This window comes from Rhizobium bangladeshense, assembly GCF_001662075.1.
GTDB classification, from domain to species: Bacteria; Pseudomonadota; Alphaproteobacteria; order Rhizobiales; family Rhizobiaceae; genus Rhizobium; species Rhizobium bangladeshense_B.
In genome coordinates, this window is record NZ_LYPL01000016.1 from 123,459 (window position 1) to 140,161 (window position 16,703).

Consider the following 16,703-nt stretch of genomic DNA (forward strand, 5'->3'; position numbering starts at 1 on the left):
ATGAGGCAGGCTAATCACTGGAAAGGGCTCGGACTGCTCTCCTTCGCGGGAGCAGTCCTGATGACTGCCACCTCGTCGAAGGCTGCGGAGGACGTCGTCGCCGTTCGGCAGGCGGACATGAAGGCCATGGCGGCGGCAGCAAAGACGATCTCGGGCATGTTCAAAGATCCGACGAGCTACAAGTCCGCCGAGTTCAGACTGGCAGCCGATACCATCCGCGACAAGTCCGGCGTCGTTCTCTCCGGACATTTCGCTTCCGAGGCCGCCAGCGCGCAGTCAAAGGCCAGGCCGAACATCCTCGAGGAACGAGAGCGGTTCGACCGCATCGCGAACGATCTGCGCGATTACGCCGTCGCGCTCGACGTCGCCGCGGAAAAAAATCCCGGACCGATGACGGCCGACATGCGGATGAAGCCGGGCGAGGCGATGGGCGGCGGGCCGCTCGGCACCCACGTCCCAAACGAGCAGTTACTCTCGGCGATGCCGGCGGAGCATGCCTTCCACCTCATGCTCCAGACCTGCACGACCTGCCACGCCAGATTCAGGATGGAATGAGCGGCGAACGCTCGGAACCGGGTATTTGCGCGCCTTCCTTAAGCTTCCGCCCGTGGCGGCTTGACGTTAGATCCATGAGGCAAGCGCCCGCTCTGCTACGCCTTCGATCGGTTTAGTCCGAAGCGGGCGTGGGGCTGCGCTTCGTCGTCGGAATTGGCAAACTCCCCGATGATCGCGGATTCGGACCGATCGCCCCCCTGGCAATGCATGACCAAGTGCTTGAGGGTGGCGGTCAAGGCGTGGATCGCCGCCGCCTTGCGCTTGAGTTCCTCGATGTGATGGGAAGGTCAAGAGCCTTCTGCTTTCCGGATTGCCGCTCTCATGTTGAGTTCGATCCCGATATCTTCGATAATCGGTGGGACGATTTTCGTAGCTTTCCAGGGTGCCTTGTTTCGAGTTCTTTGATGGGGCCGACAGGCGTCAATAGGAGCGGTGATGCAGAGCCATGCGAGGCAGCGAGAGGATGCGGCGAAAACGCCGGCCACCGTTGCGTTCATAGATATCGCCGGATTCAGCGCAATTGCGGATGTTTATGGTGACGCGGCGGCGCTCGATGTGCTCGAGGTGTTCGAGAGCATGGTGCGCGACGCCCTGAGTGGCTATGCGCCTCCGATCAAATGGATCGGCGACGAGGCGATGCTGTCGTTTCCTGAGCCCGAAACAGCGATCCAGGTGCTCGGAACGCTGTTGCAGGCATGCCGCAAGGAACCGCGTCTCCCGCTCACTCGGGCAGGGCTGAACCATGGGCCTGTGATTTGCAGAGCAGGCGATCTCTTTGGATCGACGGTCAATATCGCCGCGCGAATCACTGCGCTCGCGTCGCCGGGGCAGTTGCTTGCCACCCAACCCATTGCTGAGGCGGCCGCCGCCCGAGGCATCCTGGTGCGCGATCTCGGAATGGTGGCGCTTAGATCGGTAGCCGATGAACTCCCTCTCTTCGAGATCGATCTCGCTCCGTCGGCCGACCCGGCCTGGATAGATCCGGTGTGCAAGATGCACGCACCCTATTCATCCTACAGGCGCGCCGCCCCCGATGGGCCGTGGTTTTGTTCACCGCAGTGTGAAGAAGCGTATCGACGTTCACCGCAGACCTATGAGCTGCCGCGGTGACGCCTAGACCTTCGGCGAAGGACCTGTTTTGCCTGGTGCTCCGCGCTGGAAATCGCAGTCGTCTAAAACTAGAGGGGTAACCGGCTTTTTTGAATGGCAGAATTGATCGTGACTGGATCGTTCTTCGTTTGAACCTGGCCGCAAGTTCGATGCAGTCGAAAGCCTCAGGATCGGCCGTCTTGATCGCCTGCGCCACCGTGCTTGCGCAGTGACCGCAGGTCATGTTCCGAATCGTACAAAGGAACGGCGCCGTTTCGACAGTTCCCGATAAAGGGCTTCCGGCGATACGCCGATATCCTCCGCCAGCGCCCTCCATTCGCCCTTCGACGGCAGCACGCCGTCGTTCCATGCAAGCCAGGACTCGAGACGAGCGGCAACGGTCTTCAGATTGGCGATTTCCGCGCGCTTGCGTGTTTGCTGGAGTTGGTGGGAAAGATAGGAAGCCCAGCCCTCGGCGAAGTCCGGGTTGCTGCGAAGTGCACGTCTGATCAAGGGAATTGGAACCGAGGTCGCCTCAAGTTCGGTCACGGCGACGGCGTCACAATGATAGACGCTGGAGAAGACCGAGGCTTCCGCGAGGACCAGTCCTGAAGAAGCACGCTGCAGCACCGCGACGTCGCCGCCGGGCTGATGCCGTACAAGATGGACGATGCCGGACTCCACGAGATAGAGGCTTCCGACCTCGTCGCCCTGGTTGAAGACATGTTGGCTGGCTCCGAATGTTCTTCTTCCGGTCGAGAGGCTGCGAATGTGATCCATGAGGGTGGCAGACATGATTTGGATCATGTTCTACGGTGCGACGGCAAGCAATAGTGACGGTATATCGGCAACCGGAACACTCTCGATGAAGTCCCTGCTTCTCAGCTTTATATTCGGCATTCTCTCGACTCAGGTGCTGGCCGAGGGGCAGCATCACGCCACTTCCCGATACGTTGAGGAGGCGGGAAGGGAGGTCAAATCGTTATCGGAGGCGGATGTCGACGAACTGACCAGAGGTGACGGCTGGGGTTTGGCGAAGCCCGCCGAACTCAACGGCTATCCGGGTCCTTCACACGTGCTGGCAATGAAAAATCAAATCGGCCTCACGGACGACCAGCTCCAGAAGGTGCAGCAGGTTTTCGACCTGATGCAGGCCCGAGCATCTGCGGAGGGCAGGATCTTCGTCGACGCCGAGCGGAAACTCGATGCCGCGTTCAGGAGCAGGACCATTACGGAAACGGCACTTGGAGACCTTGTCGCCAAGGCGGAAGCGAGCCGGTCGCGGCTGAGGTTCATCCACCTCGCGGCGCATCTGGAGGTGACACAGGTTCTCGACCCCGGCCAAATCGCGATCTATGAAGAGCACCGCGGATATTCGAAATGACAGCGAGATCAAGTTGAGTTGACTGCGCGCATGACGGCTGCGTCGTTCCGGCAGAGCGGTGGGGTCTCCACCGCCTTTCGGCCGCGATGCCGGCCGTCGTCACTTCTAACCATCTAGAAGCGTGTGAAGCACGATAGCTGCGATTTCGAGATAGCGAATATCTCGCCGCACTTGAGGGACAGATCGCGCTTGTCCCAATTCGCGTCTCTATGATCTATGGGTGCCTCAGGACTTATACTGGAGCGCACCGGCGAGCATGAAAGCTGAAATGAGCGAAATCGCAGTACGACTGGAAAATGTTACCCGCCGCTTCGGCATCACTCCAGCCGTGCGCGATCTTTCTCTTCATATTCGGCGCGGAGACGCGGTTTCGCTCGTGGGCCATTCCGGTTGCGGCAAGTCTACGCTCCTGCGCATGATTGCCGGTGTCGAGATACCGGAATCCGGCCGCATCTTCCTCGACGGCCGCGAGGTCGCAAGTTCGGCCACTTTCGTCGAGCCCGAGGCGCGTGGCGTCGGCTTCGTCTTCCAGGATTATGCTCTCTTTCCGCATCTGACTGTACGGGACAATGTCCTATTCGGTCTCAAGCGACTTCCGAAGGGTGAAGCAGCCGCGCGGGCAGAGGAGATGATCAGCAAGGTCGGAATCGAACATCTGGCGCATCGCTATCCGCACACCCTCTCCGGCGGTGAGCAGCAGCGTGTCGCGCTCGCCCGTGCCTTGGCGCCCCGGCCGAGTATCGTGCTGATGGACGAGCCCTTTTCCAATCTGGATCAGGGTCTGCGGGGGAAGGTACGCAGCGACACCTTGAGCCTGTTGAGGGCACTTGGCACGACCGTGATCATCGTGACGCATGATCCCCAGGAGGCACTTTCCGTCGGCGACCAGGTGGTCCTGATGCGGGCAGGTGAAATCGTCCAGTCCGGCTCCGCCTATGATCTGCACGACCGTCCGACGAATGACTATGCGGCAGAGTTTTTTTGCGCGTCCAGCAAAGTTCCCGGCGTTTACCGTGGCGGATGGATCGAGACCGCGATCGGTAACTTTGCCTATACGCTCGATCGTCCGCCGGCAAGCTCCGTGACCGTTCATATCAGGCCGCATGCTGTCGCGCTGTCTCCCGGCTCAGGAATCCCCGCTCGTATCGAAAATCGTGTTCTGCATGGTGAATTCGAGCAGATCACCTTGAAGGTCGATCGCCTCGAGGTGCCGCTTAAAGCGAGAGCCTTGGAGCGGTTGCCCGTTGATGCGGAGAATATCGAGATCTCAATCCTGCCCGAGCGGCTGCTGGCTTTTTGAAAGCTCACTGTGAGCGCATTCTGCTGACCTCCTCATCAAGTTTCCGTGATATTTGGATTCAATTTCCAGGGAAAACTTGACTTTCAGGGTCATGAACTGCTGCAAGCAATGCGCATTCATTCGCGGAGGGACATAATGAATTCGCGCTCTATCCTCACATCCATGCTGCTTGCTGCTTCGGCGCTGATGTCGCCCGGCATCGCCGCCGCCGCAGAAATCAACCTTTACACGACCAGAGAACCGGCTCTGATCGCACCTCTTCTGGAGGCGTTCACCAAATCGACCGGTACGAAGGTCAATACCATTTTCCTGAAGGACGGCCTCGCGGAGCGTGTGGCCTCCGAGGGCGCCAGCTCGCCGGCTGACATCCTGATGGCCGTCGATGCCGGCAACCTTGTCGATCTGGTCGATAAAGGCGTAACGCAGCCGGTGGAATCATCTGTGCTGAGCTCGGCTATCCCGGAACAACTGCGTGATGCCAAGGGCAACTGGTTTGCGCTTTCGATGCGCGCCCGCGTGCTCTACGCGGCCAAGGATCTTGACATCAGCACATTCAATTACGAGGAGCTTGCCGATCCCAAATGGAAGGGCAAGATCTGCATACGCTCGGGTCAACACCCCTATAATACGGCACTGTTTGCTGACTACATCGCCCATTACGGCGCGGCAGAAGCCGAGAAATGGCTGATGGGTGTCAAGGACAACCTCGCCCGTAAGGCAGCCGGCGGCGATCGCGATGCGGCCAAGGATATTCTCGGCGGCATTTGCGATATCGGTATCGCCAACTCCTATTATGTTGGCCTGATGCGATCCGGCAAGGGTGGTGAAGAGCAGGTCAAATGGGGCGACGCCATCAAGGTCGTCCTGCCAACCTTCAAGAACGGCGGGACGCAAGTGAATATCAGTGGCGCGGCAATCGCCAAGCATTCACCGAACAAGGCTGAAGCCGTCAAACTTCTCGAATATCTCGTCTCTGACGAAGCGCAGAAGATCTATGCCGAGGCTAATTACGAATATCCTGTGAAGGCGGGCGTCGCGGCCGATCCGATCATCGCATCTTTTGGCGAACTGAAGATCGACAGCAAGCCCTTGTCCGAGATCGTCAGCCATCGCAAGCAGGCGAGTGAACTCGTAGACAAGGTCGGCTTCGACAACTAAAGAACAAGGAAGGCGCCTCTGAGAGGCGCCTTCCTTCCCGAGAATGGATCGAGTGATGTTTCCCAGCCAGGCGCCCGCCCGCTCTGCAAAGCGCACTGGCAGCGCATGGCTGGCAATTGCCGCTGCTATCGCCCTCATTGCCATTCTGCCGATCGGGGGATTGCTTCTCGAGGCCTCGAAGGGCTCGGCCGGTCTTTGGGGACATCTTTTCTCGACCGTCCTTCCGGTCGCGCTTCTCGACACCGTCATCCTTCTTGCGGGCGTCGGGATCATCACTGCCGTGGTCGGCACGACGACGGCATGGCTGGTGACGGCTTATGATTTTCCCGGCAGGCGTGCTCTGGAATGGATGTTGCTTCTGCCGCTTGCGGTTCCGACCTACATCGTCGCCTATGCCTATCTGGATATACTGCATCCGATCGGTCCGGTGCAGGATGCCGTGCGCTGGCTGCTCGGCTACGAGAGCCCGCGCCAGTTTCGCCTTCCGGACGTCCGTTCCATGGCAGGCTGCATCCTGCTTCTCGGAATCGTGCTCTACCCCTATGTCTATATTCCGACCCGCGCGATGTTCCTGACCCAATCCGGTAATCTCGTCGACGCGGCACGCACGCTCGGCACATCTCGCCGCGCGGTCTTCTGGCGGGTCGCCCTGCCGCTCGCGCGCCCGGCTGTTGCCGTGGGTATCAGCCTTGCTCTGATGGAAACGTTGAACGATATCGGCGCCGCCGAATTCCTTGGTGTCCGCACGATCACCGTTTCCATCTACACGACCTGGATCACCCGCTCGGATTTATCGGGAGCGTCGCAGATCGCGCTTGCCCTTCTTCTCATCGTCGTCGCGATTGTAGCGGTCGAGCGATGGGCGCGACGCAAGCAGCGCTACTCGATCGATGTACGCCGGATGCGGCGTTTCCAACCGCGGCGGGTATCCTTGGGAAAGGGCATGCTGCTGTTTCTCGGCGGCCTTCTGCCGGTCATCCTCGGCTTTGCCGCGCCCGCGCTCTATCTCTTGATCGAAGCGGCAAAACGCTATCGGTTCGCCGGCATATCCCCTCGCATCATCAACGAGGCCGTGAATACGCTTGTTATCGCCACTCTGGCGACAACCGCGATCGTCATCCTTGGCCTTTTCGCTGCCTACGCAACCCGTCTGCGCCCGGGCCAGCCGTCCTCCTGGCTCCTTCGCTGTTCCACGATGGGCTATGCTGCTCCCGGTACCGTGGTCGCCATCGGGGTGCTAACCGTCCTTGCCGGACTCGATCAGTTTATCGATCGCGCCGCGCTTTACTTGTATGGTGTGTCGACTGGCCTGCTCCTTATGGGATCGGGCGCTGCCGTCATATATGCGCTGATCGTGCGGTTTCTGGCCATCTCCGCCGGCGGAATAGAAGCCGGTCTCTCACGCATTTCCCTGTCGCTTGATCATGCTTCGCGTTCGCTGGGCCAATCGACCGCAGGCACGCTACGATACGTGCACTTGCCGCTCTCGAAGGCGGCAATCTCGGCTGCCGCCCTGCTGGTCTTCGTCGATTGTGTGAAGGAGCTGCCCGCGACGCTCCTCCTGCGGCCACTGAATGTCGAGACGTTCGCAACGCATCTTTATGGGGAGGCTGCGAGAGGCACTTACGAGGAAGCCTCGATTGCCGCGCTCGCCATCGTGCTGATCGGCATTCTGCCTGCCATTCTGCTGTCGCGGATCGGACGTATCCGCTAGACGGCCGACCACCGCTGACGATTCGGAGCCTGGGAGCAACTCCATCGCTTCAGTGAGAGATACCTGAACTCATACGGCCTTTTTGGCCTGCGCCGCCTTTTGGCGGCTGCCGGTTCGCCATTTCTGGATCGGCCGTTCGATCATTTCCCAGCTCAAAGCGGAAAAAGCGATCGTGGGGATCGCGACCACGACCAGTTCGATGAATCCCCGCTCCAGCGGATAATCGAACACCCACCACAGAATCTGCATCATTAGCCAGAGCATCGGGAAGTGGTAGAGATAACACCCGTAGCTGATGCGGCCGAGATAGGCCAAGGGCCGGAAGCCAAGAATACGATCGAGAACCGGGCTGGTACCTGATGCCGTTACGGCAATCAGGATTGCCATCGGCAGAAGCGGAAGAGCTTGCAGGAGGAACTTGACGACGACGAGCAGCCTAGGGTCGCTTGTCTCACCGAGTTGCAGTGCACCCCACAGCGCTGTTGGCAGGATTACTGCAATCAGGCGCATTCGAGACGGCCGTGCCAGCACGCCCGAAAAGAAGAACGCCAAGGCTCCGACGCCGAGCGCATCAAACGAGAAGGGCGGCCACAAGACCACTTGCTCGGCGTAATAACCGGTCACAAAGCAGGCGAGCCAGAATGCCACCGCGATGGCGATGGCGCCTCCGGCGGCCAGGGCTACCGATCTATTTGCACAGCTCAGGACGATGAGCGGCCAGATGAGGTAGAACTGCCATTCGACGGACAAGGTCCAGGTGTGGGCAAGCACCCATGGGTTCCAATTCATGCCCATTGCGAACCAGATATTCGATAGAAATGCGAGGTGATAAAAAAGCCCGTCATGGATCGTGACTAGGTGGAGCGCGGCAAGCCCCAGGAGCAGGGCGTAATAGGTCGGCAGAAGCCTTCCCGCCCTTCGCGCGTAGAAATTTTGCAGCGCCCCAAGGTAGGTGAACCCCTTGGCATCACGCAACTCGATCAGGTTGCCGGTGATCAGAAAAGCGCTCAGAACGAAGAACGTTCGCACCGCCAGATCACCGAGCAAGGAATTATCGTCGACGAAATGCGTGTAGAACACTCCAAAGATGGCGATTGCCCTGATGCCATCAAGGGCCCTGATCCGATCCGCCGCCATTTCCCACCCGTTCCGTCGATCGAATGATCATCTTCCGGCAGAGCCCGGCCGGGCGCAAGAGGAACAAGCCGCGCGTAACGGTGTCGGGTCTTTGCCCCGATGAGGTCGCGGCGAAACAACCCTTGACGCCTTCCCAACTTTGCGAAATGCTAAGATGTCAGACCAATTTTAGATCTGACTGCCTGATAAGAAAATGGGGAACCATGAAGGCAAATCGTAGCGACAGGCCGGTGATCCGGCCGCTTCCTGTTATCGACCGCGCACGTCAGGTAACCGATGCGCTGGCCGATTATGTCGAGGACGCGCGCTTGCAGGCGGGTGACCGGCTGCCGGCCGAGCGTGAGCTGATGGCCGCACTTGCCGTCGGCCGTTCGACCATTCGCGAGGCGATCCGGCATTTCCAAGCGCTTGGCGTCATCGAGACGCGCAAGGGCAGCGGCACCTATCTGCTGAAGCCGGTGTCCCGGGCAACGATCCATATGCCGCTGTCTTTCGATGCGGTGCATCTGCGCGACGCGCTGCTGCAGACGCTGGAGGTCCGCCGCGGCATCGAGTGCGAAGCGGGCATGGTCGCGGCCCGGCGGCGCACCGAGAAGGATCTTACAGTCATCGAGGAGAAGCTCAACGAGATGGAGAGGGTGCATCTGGAGAAGGGCACCTCCGGGCCGGAGGATCTGGCTTTCCACCTCGCCGTCTACGACGCCACCCACAATCCGCTGTTTCGCCAGCTTCTTGAGCAGATGCGCGAGACCTTCGAGCGTTTTTGGGAGCATCCCTTCGACCGGCAGGACTTCGCCCGCCGGTCCTTTCCTTTTCACCGCACCCTTTTCAATGCGATTGCCGCCGGGGATCCGGAGGCGGCACGCGCGGAAACATTGAAAATCCTCGACATCGTCGAGGAAGACATCAAGGAAATGTCCAAATGAGCAACGGCGCAGATCCGTTCGATCTTGCATCCCTCATCACCGCCCACGACGACGGCAACTTCGCCGACGCTGTCGTGCCGCCGATCTTCCAGACCTCGCTTTTCACCTTTTCCGATTATGACGAAATGATCACCGTCTATCGCGGCGAGAAGGTGCGGCCGACCTATACCCGCGGGCTCAATCCGACGGTGCGCGCCTTTGAGGAAATGCTGGCCAAGCTCGAAGGCGCGGAGGATGCGCTGGGTTTTGCAAGCGGCATGGCGGCGATTTCCTCGGCCATCTTAAGCTTTGTCGAACCGGGCGACCGCATCGTCGCGGTCAAACATGTCTATCCCGATGCCTTCCGCCTGTTCGGCACCATCCTGAAGCGGATGAAGGTCGAGGTGACCTATGTCGACGGGCGCGACGAGGAGGCGGTCGCCAGGGCGCTGCCCGGCGCCAAGCTGTTGTACCTGGAAAGCCCGACGAGCTGGGTGATGGAGGCGCATGATGTCGGCGCGCTCGCAGCGCTGGCCAAACGCCACGGCATCGTCTCGATGATCGACAACAGCTGGGCGAGCCCGGTCTTTCAGCGGCCGCTGACGCTCGGCGTCGATCTCGTCATCCATTCGGCTTCGAAATATCTCGGCGGCCACAGCGATGTGGTGGCGGGCATCGTCGCCGGCTCGAAGGAGATGATCGCCCGCATCAAGGCCGAGGCCTATCCCTATCTCGGCGGCAAGCTTTCGCCCTTCGACGCCTGGCTGCTGATCCGCGGCCTGCGCACGCTGCCGCTGCGCATGAAGGCGCATGAGGCGTCGGCGCTGGAAATCGCCCGGCGCCTGCAGCGGCTTGAGGTGGTGGAGACGGTCTGCCACCCGGGTCTCGCCAACCGGCTGCCTGCCGGGCTCAACGGCACCTCGGGCCTGTTTTCCTTCATCTTCCGCGAAGGCGTCGATATTCGCGCCTTCGCCGACCATCTCAAGCTCTTCAAGTTGGGAGTAAGCTGGGGTGGGCATGAAAGCCTGATCGTACCGGGCGAGGTGGTGCTGCAGCAGAAGGCACAACCGAATTCCGCGCAGACCTTCGGCATCCATGCGCGATCCGTACGCCTCCATGTCGGCCTCGAAGGAACCGAGGCGCTGTGGAGGGACATCGAGGAGGCGCTTGCCGCCTCGCAATCCTGAAACCCGAGAGAAACCGAAAAGGGGGAACTGAGCATGAAAAAACTAATAATCTCGACGCTCTTTGCTTCGATGATGGCGGGTACGGCGCTTGCCGATACGACGCTGAAGCTCGTCGAAGTCATCACCAGCCCGGAACGCACCGAAACGCTGAAATCGATCGTCGGCAAGTTCGAGGCCGCCAATCCCGGCACCAAGGTCGACATCATCTCGCTGCCGTGGAACGAAGCCTTCCAGAAGTTCGCCACCATGGTGTCGGCCGGCGACGTGCCCGATGTGATGGAGATGCCCGATACCTGGCTGTCGCTCTATGCCAATAACGGCATGCTCGAAAGCCTCGAGCCCTACCTCGAAAAGTGGGAACACACCAAGGAACTGACGCCGCGCGCCCTCGAACTCGGCCGCGACGTCAAGAACACCGCCTACATGCTGCCCTACGGCTTCTATTTGAGGGCGATGTTCTACAACAAGAAGCTGCTCTCGGAAGCTGGCGTCGCCGGGCCGCCGAAGACGCTGGACGAATTCACTGCCGCGTCCGAAAAAGTCTCGAAGCTGCCGGGCAAATACGGCTACTGCATGCGCGGCGGGCCGGGCGGCCTCAACGGCTGGATGATCTTCGCCGCCTCGATGGCCGGCTCGAACAAATACTTCAACGAAGACGGCACCTCGACGATGAACAGCCCCGGCTGGGCCAAGGGCATCGAATGGATGGTCGATCTCTACAAGAAGGGCTATGCGCCGAAGGACAGCGTCAACTGGGGCTTCAACGAAGTCGTCGCCGGCTTCTATTCCGGCACCTGCGCCTTCCTCGACCAGGATCCGGATGCGCTGATCGCCATCGCCGAGCGCATGAAGAAGGAAGACTTCGGCGTCGCCCCGCTGCCGAAAGGTCCTGACGGCAAGTCCTTCCCGACCATCGGCTACGGCGGCTGGTCGATGTTTTCCACAAGCGCCAACAAGGACTTGTCCTGGAAGCTGATCGCAACACTCGAAGGGCCGGAAGGCAATCTTGAGTGGAACAAGCGCATCGGCGCCCTGCCGGCCTATACGTCGGCGGAGAAGGATCCCTTCTATGCCGGTGACCAGTTCAAGGGTTGGTTCGAAGAGCTGGCGGACCCGAACACGGTGCCGACTGTCATGCCCACCTACCTCGAGGAGTTCGCCTTCTTCAAGGATTCGCTGGCGATCAAGACCTCGCAACAGGCCCTGCTCGGCGACATCTCGGCCAAGGATCTGGCCGACCAGTGGGCGGACTATCTGACCAAGGCGCAGCAGAAGTTTTTGAGCAAGAAGTAGCGGGAAAGGGGGCGGCTGCAGCCCCCTCATCCACCTGCCGGCACCTTTTACCTGGGTCGAGGCCAGCGGCTCGACCCAGGTAAAGGTGGCCCGAAGGGTCGGATGAGGGGCCGCAGTCGCCCAGTTTTCAGAAGCATCAGCCGCGCGAGAATTCTCAACCGGGTAGACAATGGAAAATACGCACTGATGACCATTTCCGCCGATATGCTCGACATGCGTCGCGACCGCAGGCCGTGGCTGCGTCGTCTTGCCGATGCTTCGGAGCCTTATCTTTACAGCGCCCCGTCACTGATCCTGATCATCGCGGTGATGCTGGTGCCGCTGACATTGGGTGTCTCCTACGCCTTCCGCGATATCCAGCTGCTCAATCCCTTTTCCGGCGGCTTCGTCGGGCTCGATCATTTCCGTGAGCTTTCTACGGATGCCGCCTTCTACGGCGCGCTCAGGAACACGCTCTGGTGGACCGGCGCCTCCGTCGTCCTGCAGTTCGTCTTCGGGCTCATCCTGGCGCTGCTGCTCGACAAGCCGTTCAAGGGCAGGGCGATCGCCCAGGCGCTGGTCTTCCTGCCCTGGGCCGTGCCGTCCTTTCTCGCCGGCCTCAACTGGGCCTGGCTGTTCAATCCTGTTATCGGACCGATCCCGCACTGGCTTTTCGCCCTCGGGCTGATGGATGAGCCGGGCAATATCCTGTCCGATCCCAATTATGCGATGTGGGGGCCGATTATCGCCAATGTCTGGTGGGGCATTCCCTTCTTCGCCATCACGCTGCTGGCGGCCCTGCAGGCGATCCCGCGCGATCTCTATGAGGCGGCGTCGATCGACGGCGCCGGCTGGTTCCAGCGTTTCCGCTCGATCACCCTGCCGTTTCTCGCGCCGACCATCGCCATCACCGTGCTTCTGCGCACCGTCTGGATCTCCAATTTCGCCGATCTCATCGTCGTCATGACCAATGGCGGGCCGGCCGACCGCACGCAGATCGTCGCGAGCTACATCTTCACGACCGCGTTCAAGCGGCTCGATTTCGGTTATGCCTCGGCGATCGCGCTGGTGCTGCTGGCGCTGCTGCTCGCCTATTCGATGCTGATCATCCTGCTCAGGCAGACGCTGCTGAACAAGGATTGAGACTATGAGACGATCCGTCATCCCCACCATCGCGCACCGCCTGGCGATCCTCTGCTACATCGCCTTCGCGCTCTTCCCGCTGTTCTGGCTGCTCAAGGTTTCGGTGACGCCGAACGACCTGCTCTATAGCGAGGGCGTGCGCATGTGGCCGTCGCGCACGAGCTGGGATCATTATGCCTTCGTGCTGCAGCACAGCGCCTTTCCGACCTTCTTCAAGAACAGCTTGATCGTCTCGGCCTCGACGGCGGTGACCGTAACGGTCTGCGCCTCGCTCTCCGGCTATGCGCTGTCGCGGTTCAATTTCCGGGCGAAATACTGGATCGTCGCCCTGATGTTGCTGACCCAGATGTTCCCGCTCGTCATGCTGGTTGCGCCGATCTTCAAGATCCTGTCGCCGCTGCACCTGACCAACAGCCTGACCGGGCTGGTCATTGTCTACACCGCCTTCAACGTGCCTTTCGCCACCTTCCTGATGCAATCCTTCTTCGACGGCATCCCCAGGGATTTGGAAGAGGCAGCGATGATCGACGGCGCCACGCAATTTACGGCCTTCCGCCAGATCATTCTGCCGCTGACGCTGCCCGGCATCGCTGCCACCCTCGGCTTCGTCTTCACGGCGGCCTGGAGCGAGCTGCTCTTCGCGCTGATGCTGATCAACGGCAATGATGCGGCGACCTTCCCGGTCGGGCTTCTCACTTTCGTTTCGAAATTCTCGGTCGATTTCGGGCAGATGATGGCGGCGGGCGTCATGGCGCTCATTCCGGCCGGCCTCTTCTTCCTGCTCATCCAGCGTTATCTCGTTCAGGGCCTGACGGCCGGCGCGGTCAAGGGTTAAACAAATGGCATCGATCGACATCCAGAATATCCGCAAAGCCTATGGCCATGTGCAGGTGCTGCACGGCGTCGATCTCGAAATCCGGGACGGCGAATTCGTCGTGCTGGTCGGCCCCTCCGGCTGCGGCAAGTCCACGCTGCTGCGCATGATCGCCGGGCTCGAAAATGTCACATCGGGCGAGATCCGCATCGCAGGCGTCCGAGTGAACGAACGGCATCCGAAAGACCGCGACATCGCGATGGTATTTCAGTCCTATGCGCTCTATCCGCATATGAACGTCGCCGGCAATATGAGCTACAGCCTGAGGCTCCGGAAAACGACGAAGGAGAAGATCGCCAGCGCCGTCTCCGCCGCTGCCGCCAAGCTCGGCCTCGATCCGTTGCTCGAACGCCGGCCGAAGGCGCTGTCCGGCGGCCAGCGCCAGCGCGTCGCCATGGGCCGTGCCATCGTGCGCCAGCCGAAGGCCTTCCTGTTCGACGAGCCGCTGTCCAACCTCGATGCGCGCCTGCGCGAACAGATGCGCGCCGAGATCAAGAAGCTGCATGGCGAACTGAAGGCGACCTCGATCTATGTCACCCATGACCAGATCGAGGCGATGACCCTGGCCGACCGGATCGTCGCCATGCATGGCGGCGTGGTGCAGCAGGTCGGCAGCCCCCTGGAACTCTACGACCGCCCCGCCAACCTTTTCGTCGCCGGCTTTATCGGCTCGCCGGGGATGAACTTCCTCGACGCGACCTATGAAACAGGTGGCGTGAGACTGAAGGACGGTACGATCGTGCCGCTTGCAAAGCCGCTGCCGCTGGCGGATGGAACCAAGGTGACGCTCGGCATCCGGCCGGAGCATGTACTGATGACGAATGACGGGGCGGGGCTTGCCACCGATGTCGAGCTCATCGAGCCCACCGGCTTCGGCATTATCCTGCACCTGGCCCTGCACGGCCTGCCCTTCAAGATCTTCACATTGGATCGCGAAGCGCTGAAGGCCGGGCCAAAGGTCAACGTCGCCTTCCCGCCACAATATCTGCATGTGTTCGATGGCGAAGGACGACGCGTCGATTGAGCAGTCGAGCATCAAAACCACTCCGCAGGCTGCCCTATCTCATGGTTGTTCCCGTCGTAGAAAGCACCCGGCGTCAAAAAGATCGATCAGATTCAAGGGGATGGCCGAGACTCGGAAAACGCGTGAATCATTTTGGCTAAGCTATTGAAATTTGATTCGTTTTGATTCGGAACCAATCGTAAAGTGATTCGGTTGACTCGCACTGGTTGCGGCAGGGAGCGCGTGCGAAATGGTTGCCCCGAGAGCGAATTGGAAAGGCTTCATCAAGTTCGGGGAGGTCGCTTTCCCCGTGGCGCTCTACACGGCCGCCTCCACATCCGAGCGGATCGCGTTTCACACGCTGAACAGGAAAACCGGCAATCGGGTGCGCCGAGAATTCGTGGACGGTGAGACCGGCGATCCGGTCGAACGCGAGGACCAGGTCAAGGGTTTCGAGGTCGAAGATGGTCGCTACGTTGTCCTCGAGCCCGAGGAGGTCGCCGCCGCCGTTCCCGAAAGCGACAAGACACTGAAGGTGGAGGCGTTTATTCCTTGTGACGAAGTCGACGACGTCTATTTCGACAAGCCTTATTATCTAGCCCCCGACACTATGGGCAGCGACGCTTTCAAGCTTCTGAGGGATGGCATGAAGAAGGCCAAGGTCGCGGCCATCGCCCGGACGGTGCTGTTTCGGCGTTTGCGGACGCTTCTCATCCGCCCCCTTGGCAAAGGGCTGGTCGGCTCCACTTTGAACTTCGACTATGAAGTCCGCTCCTCCGAGAAGGCTTTCGAGGAGATGCCGGATCTCAAGATCGAAGGCGAGATGCTGGAGCTTGCCAAGCACATCATTAACACCAAGAAGGGCGAGTTCGATCCGAAGGAATTCGACGACCGTTACGAAGCGGCCGTCGCCGAACTGGTGAAGGCCAAAATCGAAGGCCGCACTCTTCCGAAGAAAAAGGCCGCGCCGGCTGCAAAACCGAGCGATCTGTTACAGGCACTGCGCGAAAGCGCCGGCATGACGACCCCAGCAAAGACGAAGCGCACCGCCGCAAATGCCAATGCCGGCAAGAGCAGGCAGAAGGCCGCAAGCGCATCGGCGCCGAAATCTCGCAGCCCCGGCGGCGCTCACCAGCGCCGGGCCGGGTGATCGGAGGTTGCCATGGCGATCCGGCCATATTGGAAAGGGTATCTGAAGCTATCGCTTGTCACCTGCCCGGTGCAGATGATGCCGGCCACCTCCGAAAACGAGAAGGTACGCTTTCACACGCTCAATCGCGCAACTCAAAACCGCGTCGTCAGCCATTATGTCGATGCCGTCACCGGCAAGGACGTGAAAGATGAAGATGAAGTGAAAGCCTATCAGCGCGGTGAGAACGAATACGTCTTACTCGAAGACGAGGAGCTGGAGAACGTTGCACTTGAAAGCACCAAGACGATCGATATCGGAGTGTTTACGCCCCGCAACAGCGTCGAATGGATCTGGCTCGACACGCCCTACTATCTTTCACCCGATGATCCGGTCGGCCTGGAGGCATTCTCAGTGATCCGCGATGCGATGGCGGCTGAGGACATGGTCGGCATCTCCCGGCTGGTGATTGCACGCCGCGAGCGCGCCGTCATGCTGGAGCCACGCGGCAAGGGGATCGTCCTTTGGACCCTGCGATACGGTGACGAAGTGCGCGACGCGGAGAGCTACTTCGAGCGGGTGGATGATCAACCGGCAGACAGCCAAATGATGCCGCTGGTTCAGCAGCTGATCAAGAAGCAGACGCAGCACTGGAATCCGAAAATGGCCTCCGACCCCGTGCAGGATAGGCTTCTCGACATCATCGAAGCCAAGAAGAAACTGATGAAGAAGCCTGCCAGGGTAAAATCGAAGGGCAGGGAAAAGGCAGAACCGGCTCCCAGCAACGTCATCAACATCATGGAAGCCCTGCGCAAATCCGTCGATGCCGAGAACCGATCCGGCAGGCATTGAG

The 16,703-nt window shown here is 60.3% G+C and carries 16 protein-coding genes; 14 read left to right on the forward strand and 2 right to left on the reverse strand.

The features are described from left to right. Together A7X77_RS26185 and A7X77_RS26190 are read left to right on the forward strand one after the other, a co-directional pair. Window positions 1-555, forward strand: a complete 555-nt coding sequence (locus A7X77_RS26185) for a cytochrome c (protein WP_064685751.1) — start codon at window positions 1-3, stop codon at window positions 553-555. A 435-nt stretch (window positions 556-990) separates the two neighbouring features. Next, on the forward strand, window positions 991-1,665 hold the full coding sequence (locus A7X77_RS26190; RefSeq protein WP_064685752.1) for an adenylate/guanylate cyclase domain-containing protein: 675 nt from the start codon (window positions 991-993) through the stop codon (window positions 1,663-1,665). Window positions 1,666-1,884: 219 nt separating this feature from the next. On the opposite strand, the gene A7X77_RS26195 is transcribed toward A7X77_RS26190, so the two are convergent. Beyond that, on the reverse strand, window positions 1,885-2,439 hold the full coding sequence (locus A7X77_RS26195; protein WP_082928867.1) for a Crp/Fnr family transcriptional regulator: 555 nt from the start codon (window positions 2,437-2,439) through the stop codon (window positions 1,885-1,887). Between A7X77_RS26195 and A7X77_RS26200 the strand changes: the two genes are divergently transcribed. The 4 genes from A7X77_RS26200 (at window position 2,438) to A7X77_RS26215 (ending at window position 7,200) form a co-directional block, all read left to right on the forward strand. Then, window positions 2,438-3,028, forward strand: a complete 591-nt coding sequence (locus A7X77_RS26200) for a Spy/CpxP family protein refolding chaperone (protein ID WP_245293795.1) — start codon at window positions 2,438-2,440, stop codon at window positions 3,026-3,028. The two genes, A7X77_RS26195 and A7X77_RS26200, sit on opposite strands and share 2 nt — an antisense overlap. Window positions 3,029-3,296: 268 nt before the next feature. After that, the gene (locus A7X77_RS26205) at window positions 3,297-4,328 is read left to right on the forward strand and encodes an ABC transporter ATP-binding protein (RefSeq protein ID WP_064685755.1); all 1,032 of its coding nucleotides are present in this window, start codon (window positions 3,297-3,299) and stop codon (window positions 4,326-4,328) included. Between the two features lie 162 nt (window positions 4,329-4,490). Next, window positions 4,491-5,486, forward strand: a complete 996-nt coding sequence (locus tag A7X77_RS26210) for a Fe(3+) ABC transporter substrate-binding protein (RefSeq protein WP_156668161.1) — start codon at window positions 4,491-4,493, stop codon at window positions 5,484-5,486. A gap of 55 nt (window positions 5,487-5,541) precedes the next feature. Then, window positions 5,542-7,200, forward strand: coding sequence for an ABC transporter permease (locus A7X77_RS26215; protein WP_156668160.1), 1,659 nt, complete (start codon window positions 5,542-5,544; stop codon window positions 7,198-7,200). A gap of 69 nt (window positions 7,201-7,269) precedes the next feature. Here A7X77_RS26215 and A7X77_RS26220 read toward each other — a convergent pair whose 3' ends face one another. Next, entirely contained in the window at window positions 7,270-8,337 is a 1,068-nt protein-coding gene (locus tag A7X77_RS26220) for an acyltransferase family protein (protein WP_064685758.1), read from the reverse strand. Window positions 8,338-8,540: 203 nt separating this feature from the next. On the opposite strand from A7X77_RS26220, the gene A7X77_RS26225 reads away from it, so the two are divergent. From A7X77_RS26225 to A7X77_RS26260, 8 genes are all read left to right on the forward strand, one after another. Continuing rightward, complete coding sequence (locus A7X77_RS26225; protein ID WP_064685759.1) at window positions 8,541-9,263, forward strand: FadR/GntR family transcriptional regulator; 723 nt, start codon at window positions 8,541-8,543, stop codon at window positions 9,261-9,263. Then, the gene (locus tag A7X77_RS26230; protein WP_064685760.1) at window positions 9,260-10,429 is read left to right on the forward strand and encodes a PLP-dependent transferase; all 1,170 of its coding nucleotides are present in this window, start codon (window positions 9,260-9,262) and stop codon (window positions 10,427-10,429) included. The genes A7X77_RS26225 and A7X77_RS26230 overlap by 4 nt, the downstream gene beginning before the upstream one ends. Window positions 10,430-10,462: 33 nt before the next feature. After that, window positions 10,463-11,722, forward strand: a complete 1,260-nt coding sequence (locus tag A7X77_RS26235; protein ID WP_064685761.1) for an ABC transporter substrate-binding protein — start codon at window positions 10,463-10,465, stop codon at window positions 11,720-11,722. A 186-nt stretch (window positions 11,723-11,908) separates the two neighbouring features. Further along, a complete protein-coding gene (locus A7X77_RS26240) occupies window positions 11,909-12,844 on the forward strand; it encodes a carbohydrate ABC transporter permease (protein WP_064685762.1) in 936 nt (311 codons plus the stop codon). Between the two features lie 4 nt (window positions 12,845-12,848). Beyond that, a complete protein-coding gene (locus A7X77_RS26245) occupies window positions 12,849-13,679 on the forward strand; it encodes a carbohydrate ABC transporter permease (protein ID WP_064685763.1) in 831 nt (276 codons plus the stop codon). A gap of 4 nt (window positions 13,680-13,683) precedes the next feature. Then, complete coding sequence (locus tag A7X77_RS26250; protein ID WP_064685764.1) at window positions 13,684-14,742, forward strand: ABC transporter ATP-binding protein; 1,059 nt, start codon at window positions 13,684-13,686, stop codon at window positions 14,740-14,742. 229 nt (window positions 14,743-14,971) lie between these two features. Continuing rightward, the gene (locus A7X77_RS26255; protein ID WP_064685765.1) at window positions 14,972-15,871 is read left to right on the forward strand and encodes a Ku protein; all 900 of its coding nucleotides are present in this window, start codon (window positions 14,972-14,974) and stop codon (window positions 15,869-15,871) included. Between the two features lie 12 nt (window positions 15,872-15,883). Next, window positions 15,884-16,702 (forward strand): Ku protein, encoded by an 819-nt coding sequence (locus A7X77_RS26260; protein ID WP_064685766.1) that lies wholly within the window; start codon window positions 15,884-15,886, stop codon window positions 16,700-16,702. Window position 16,703 lies beyond the last annotated feature (1 nt).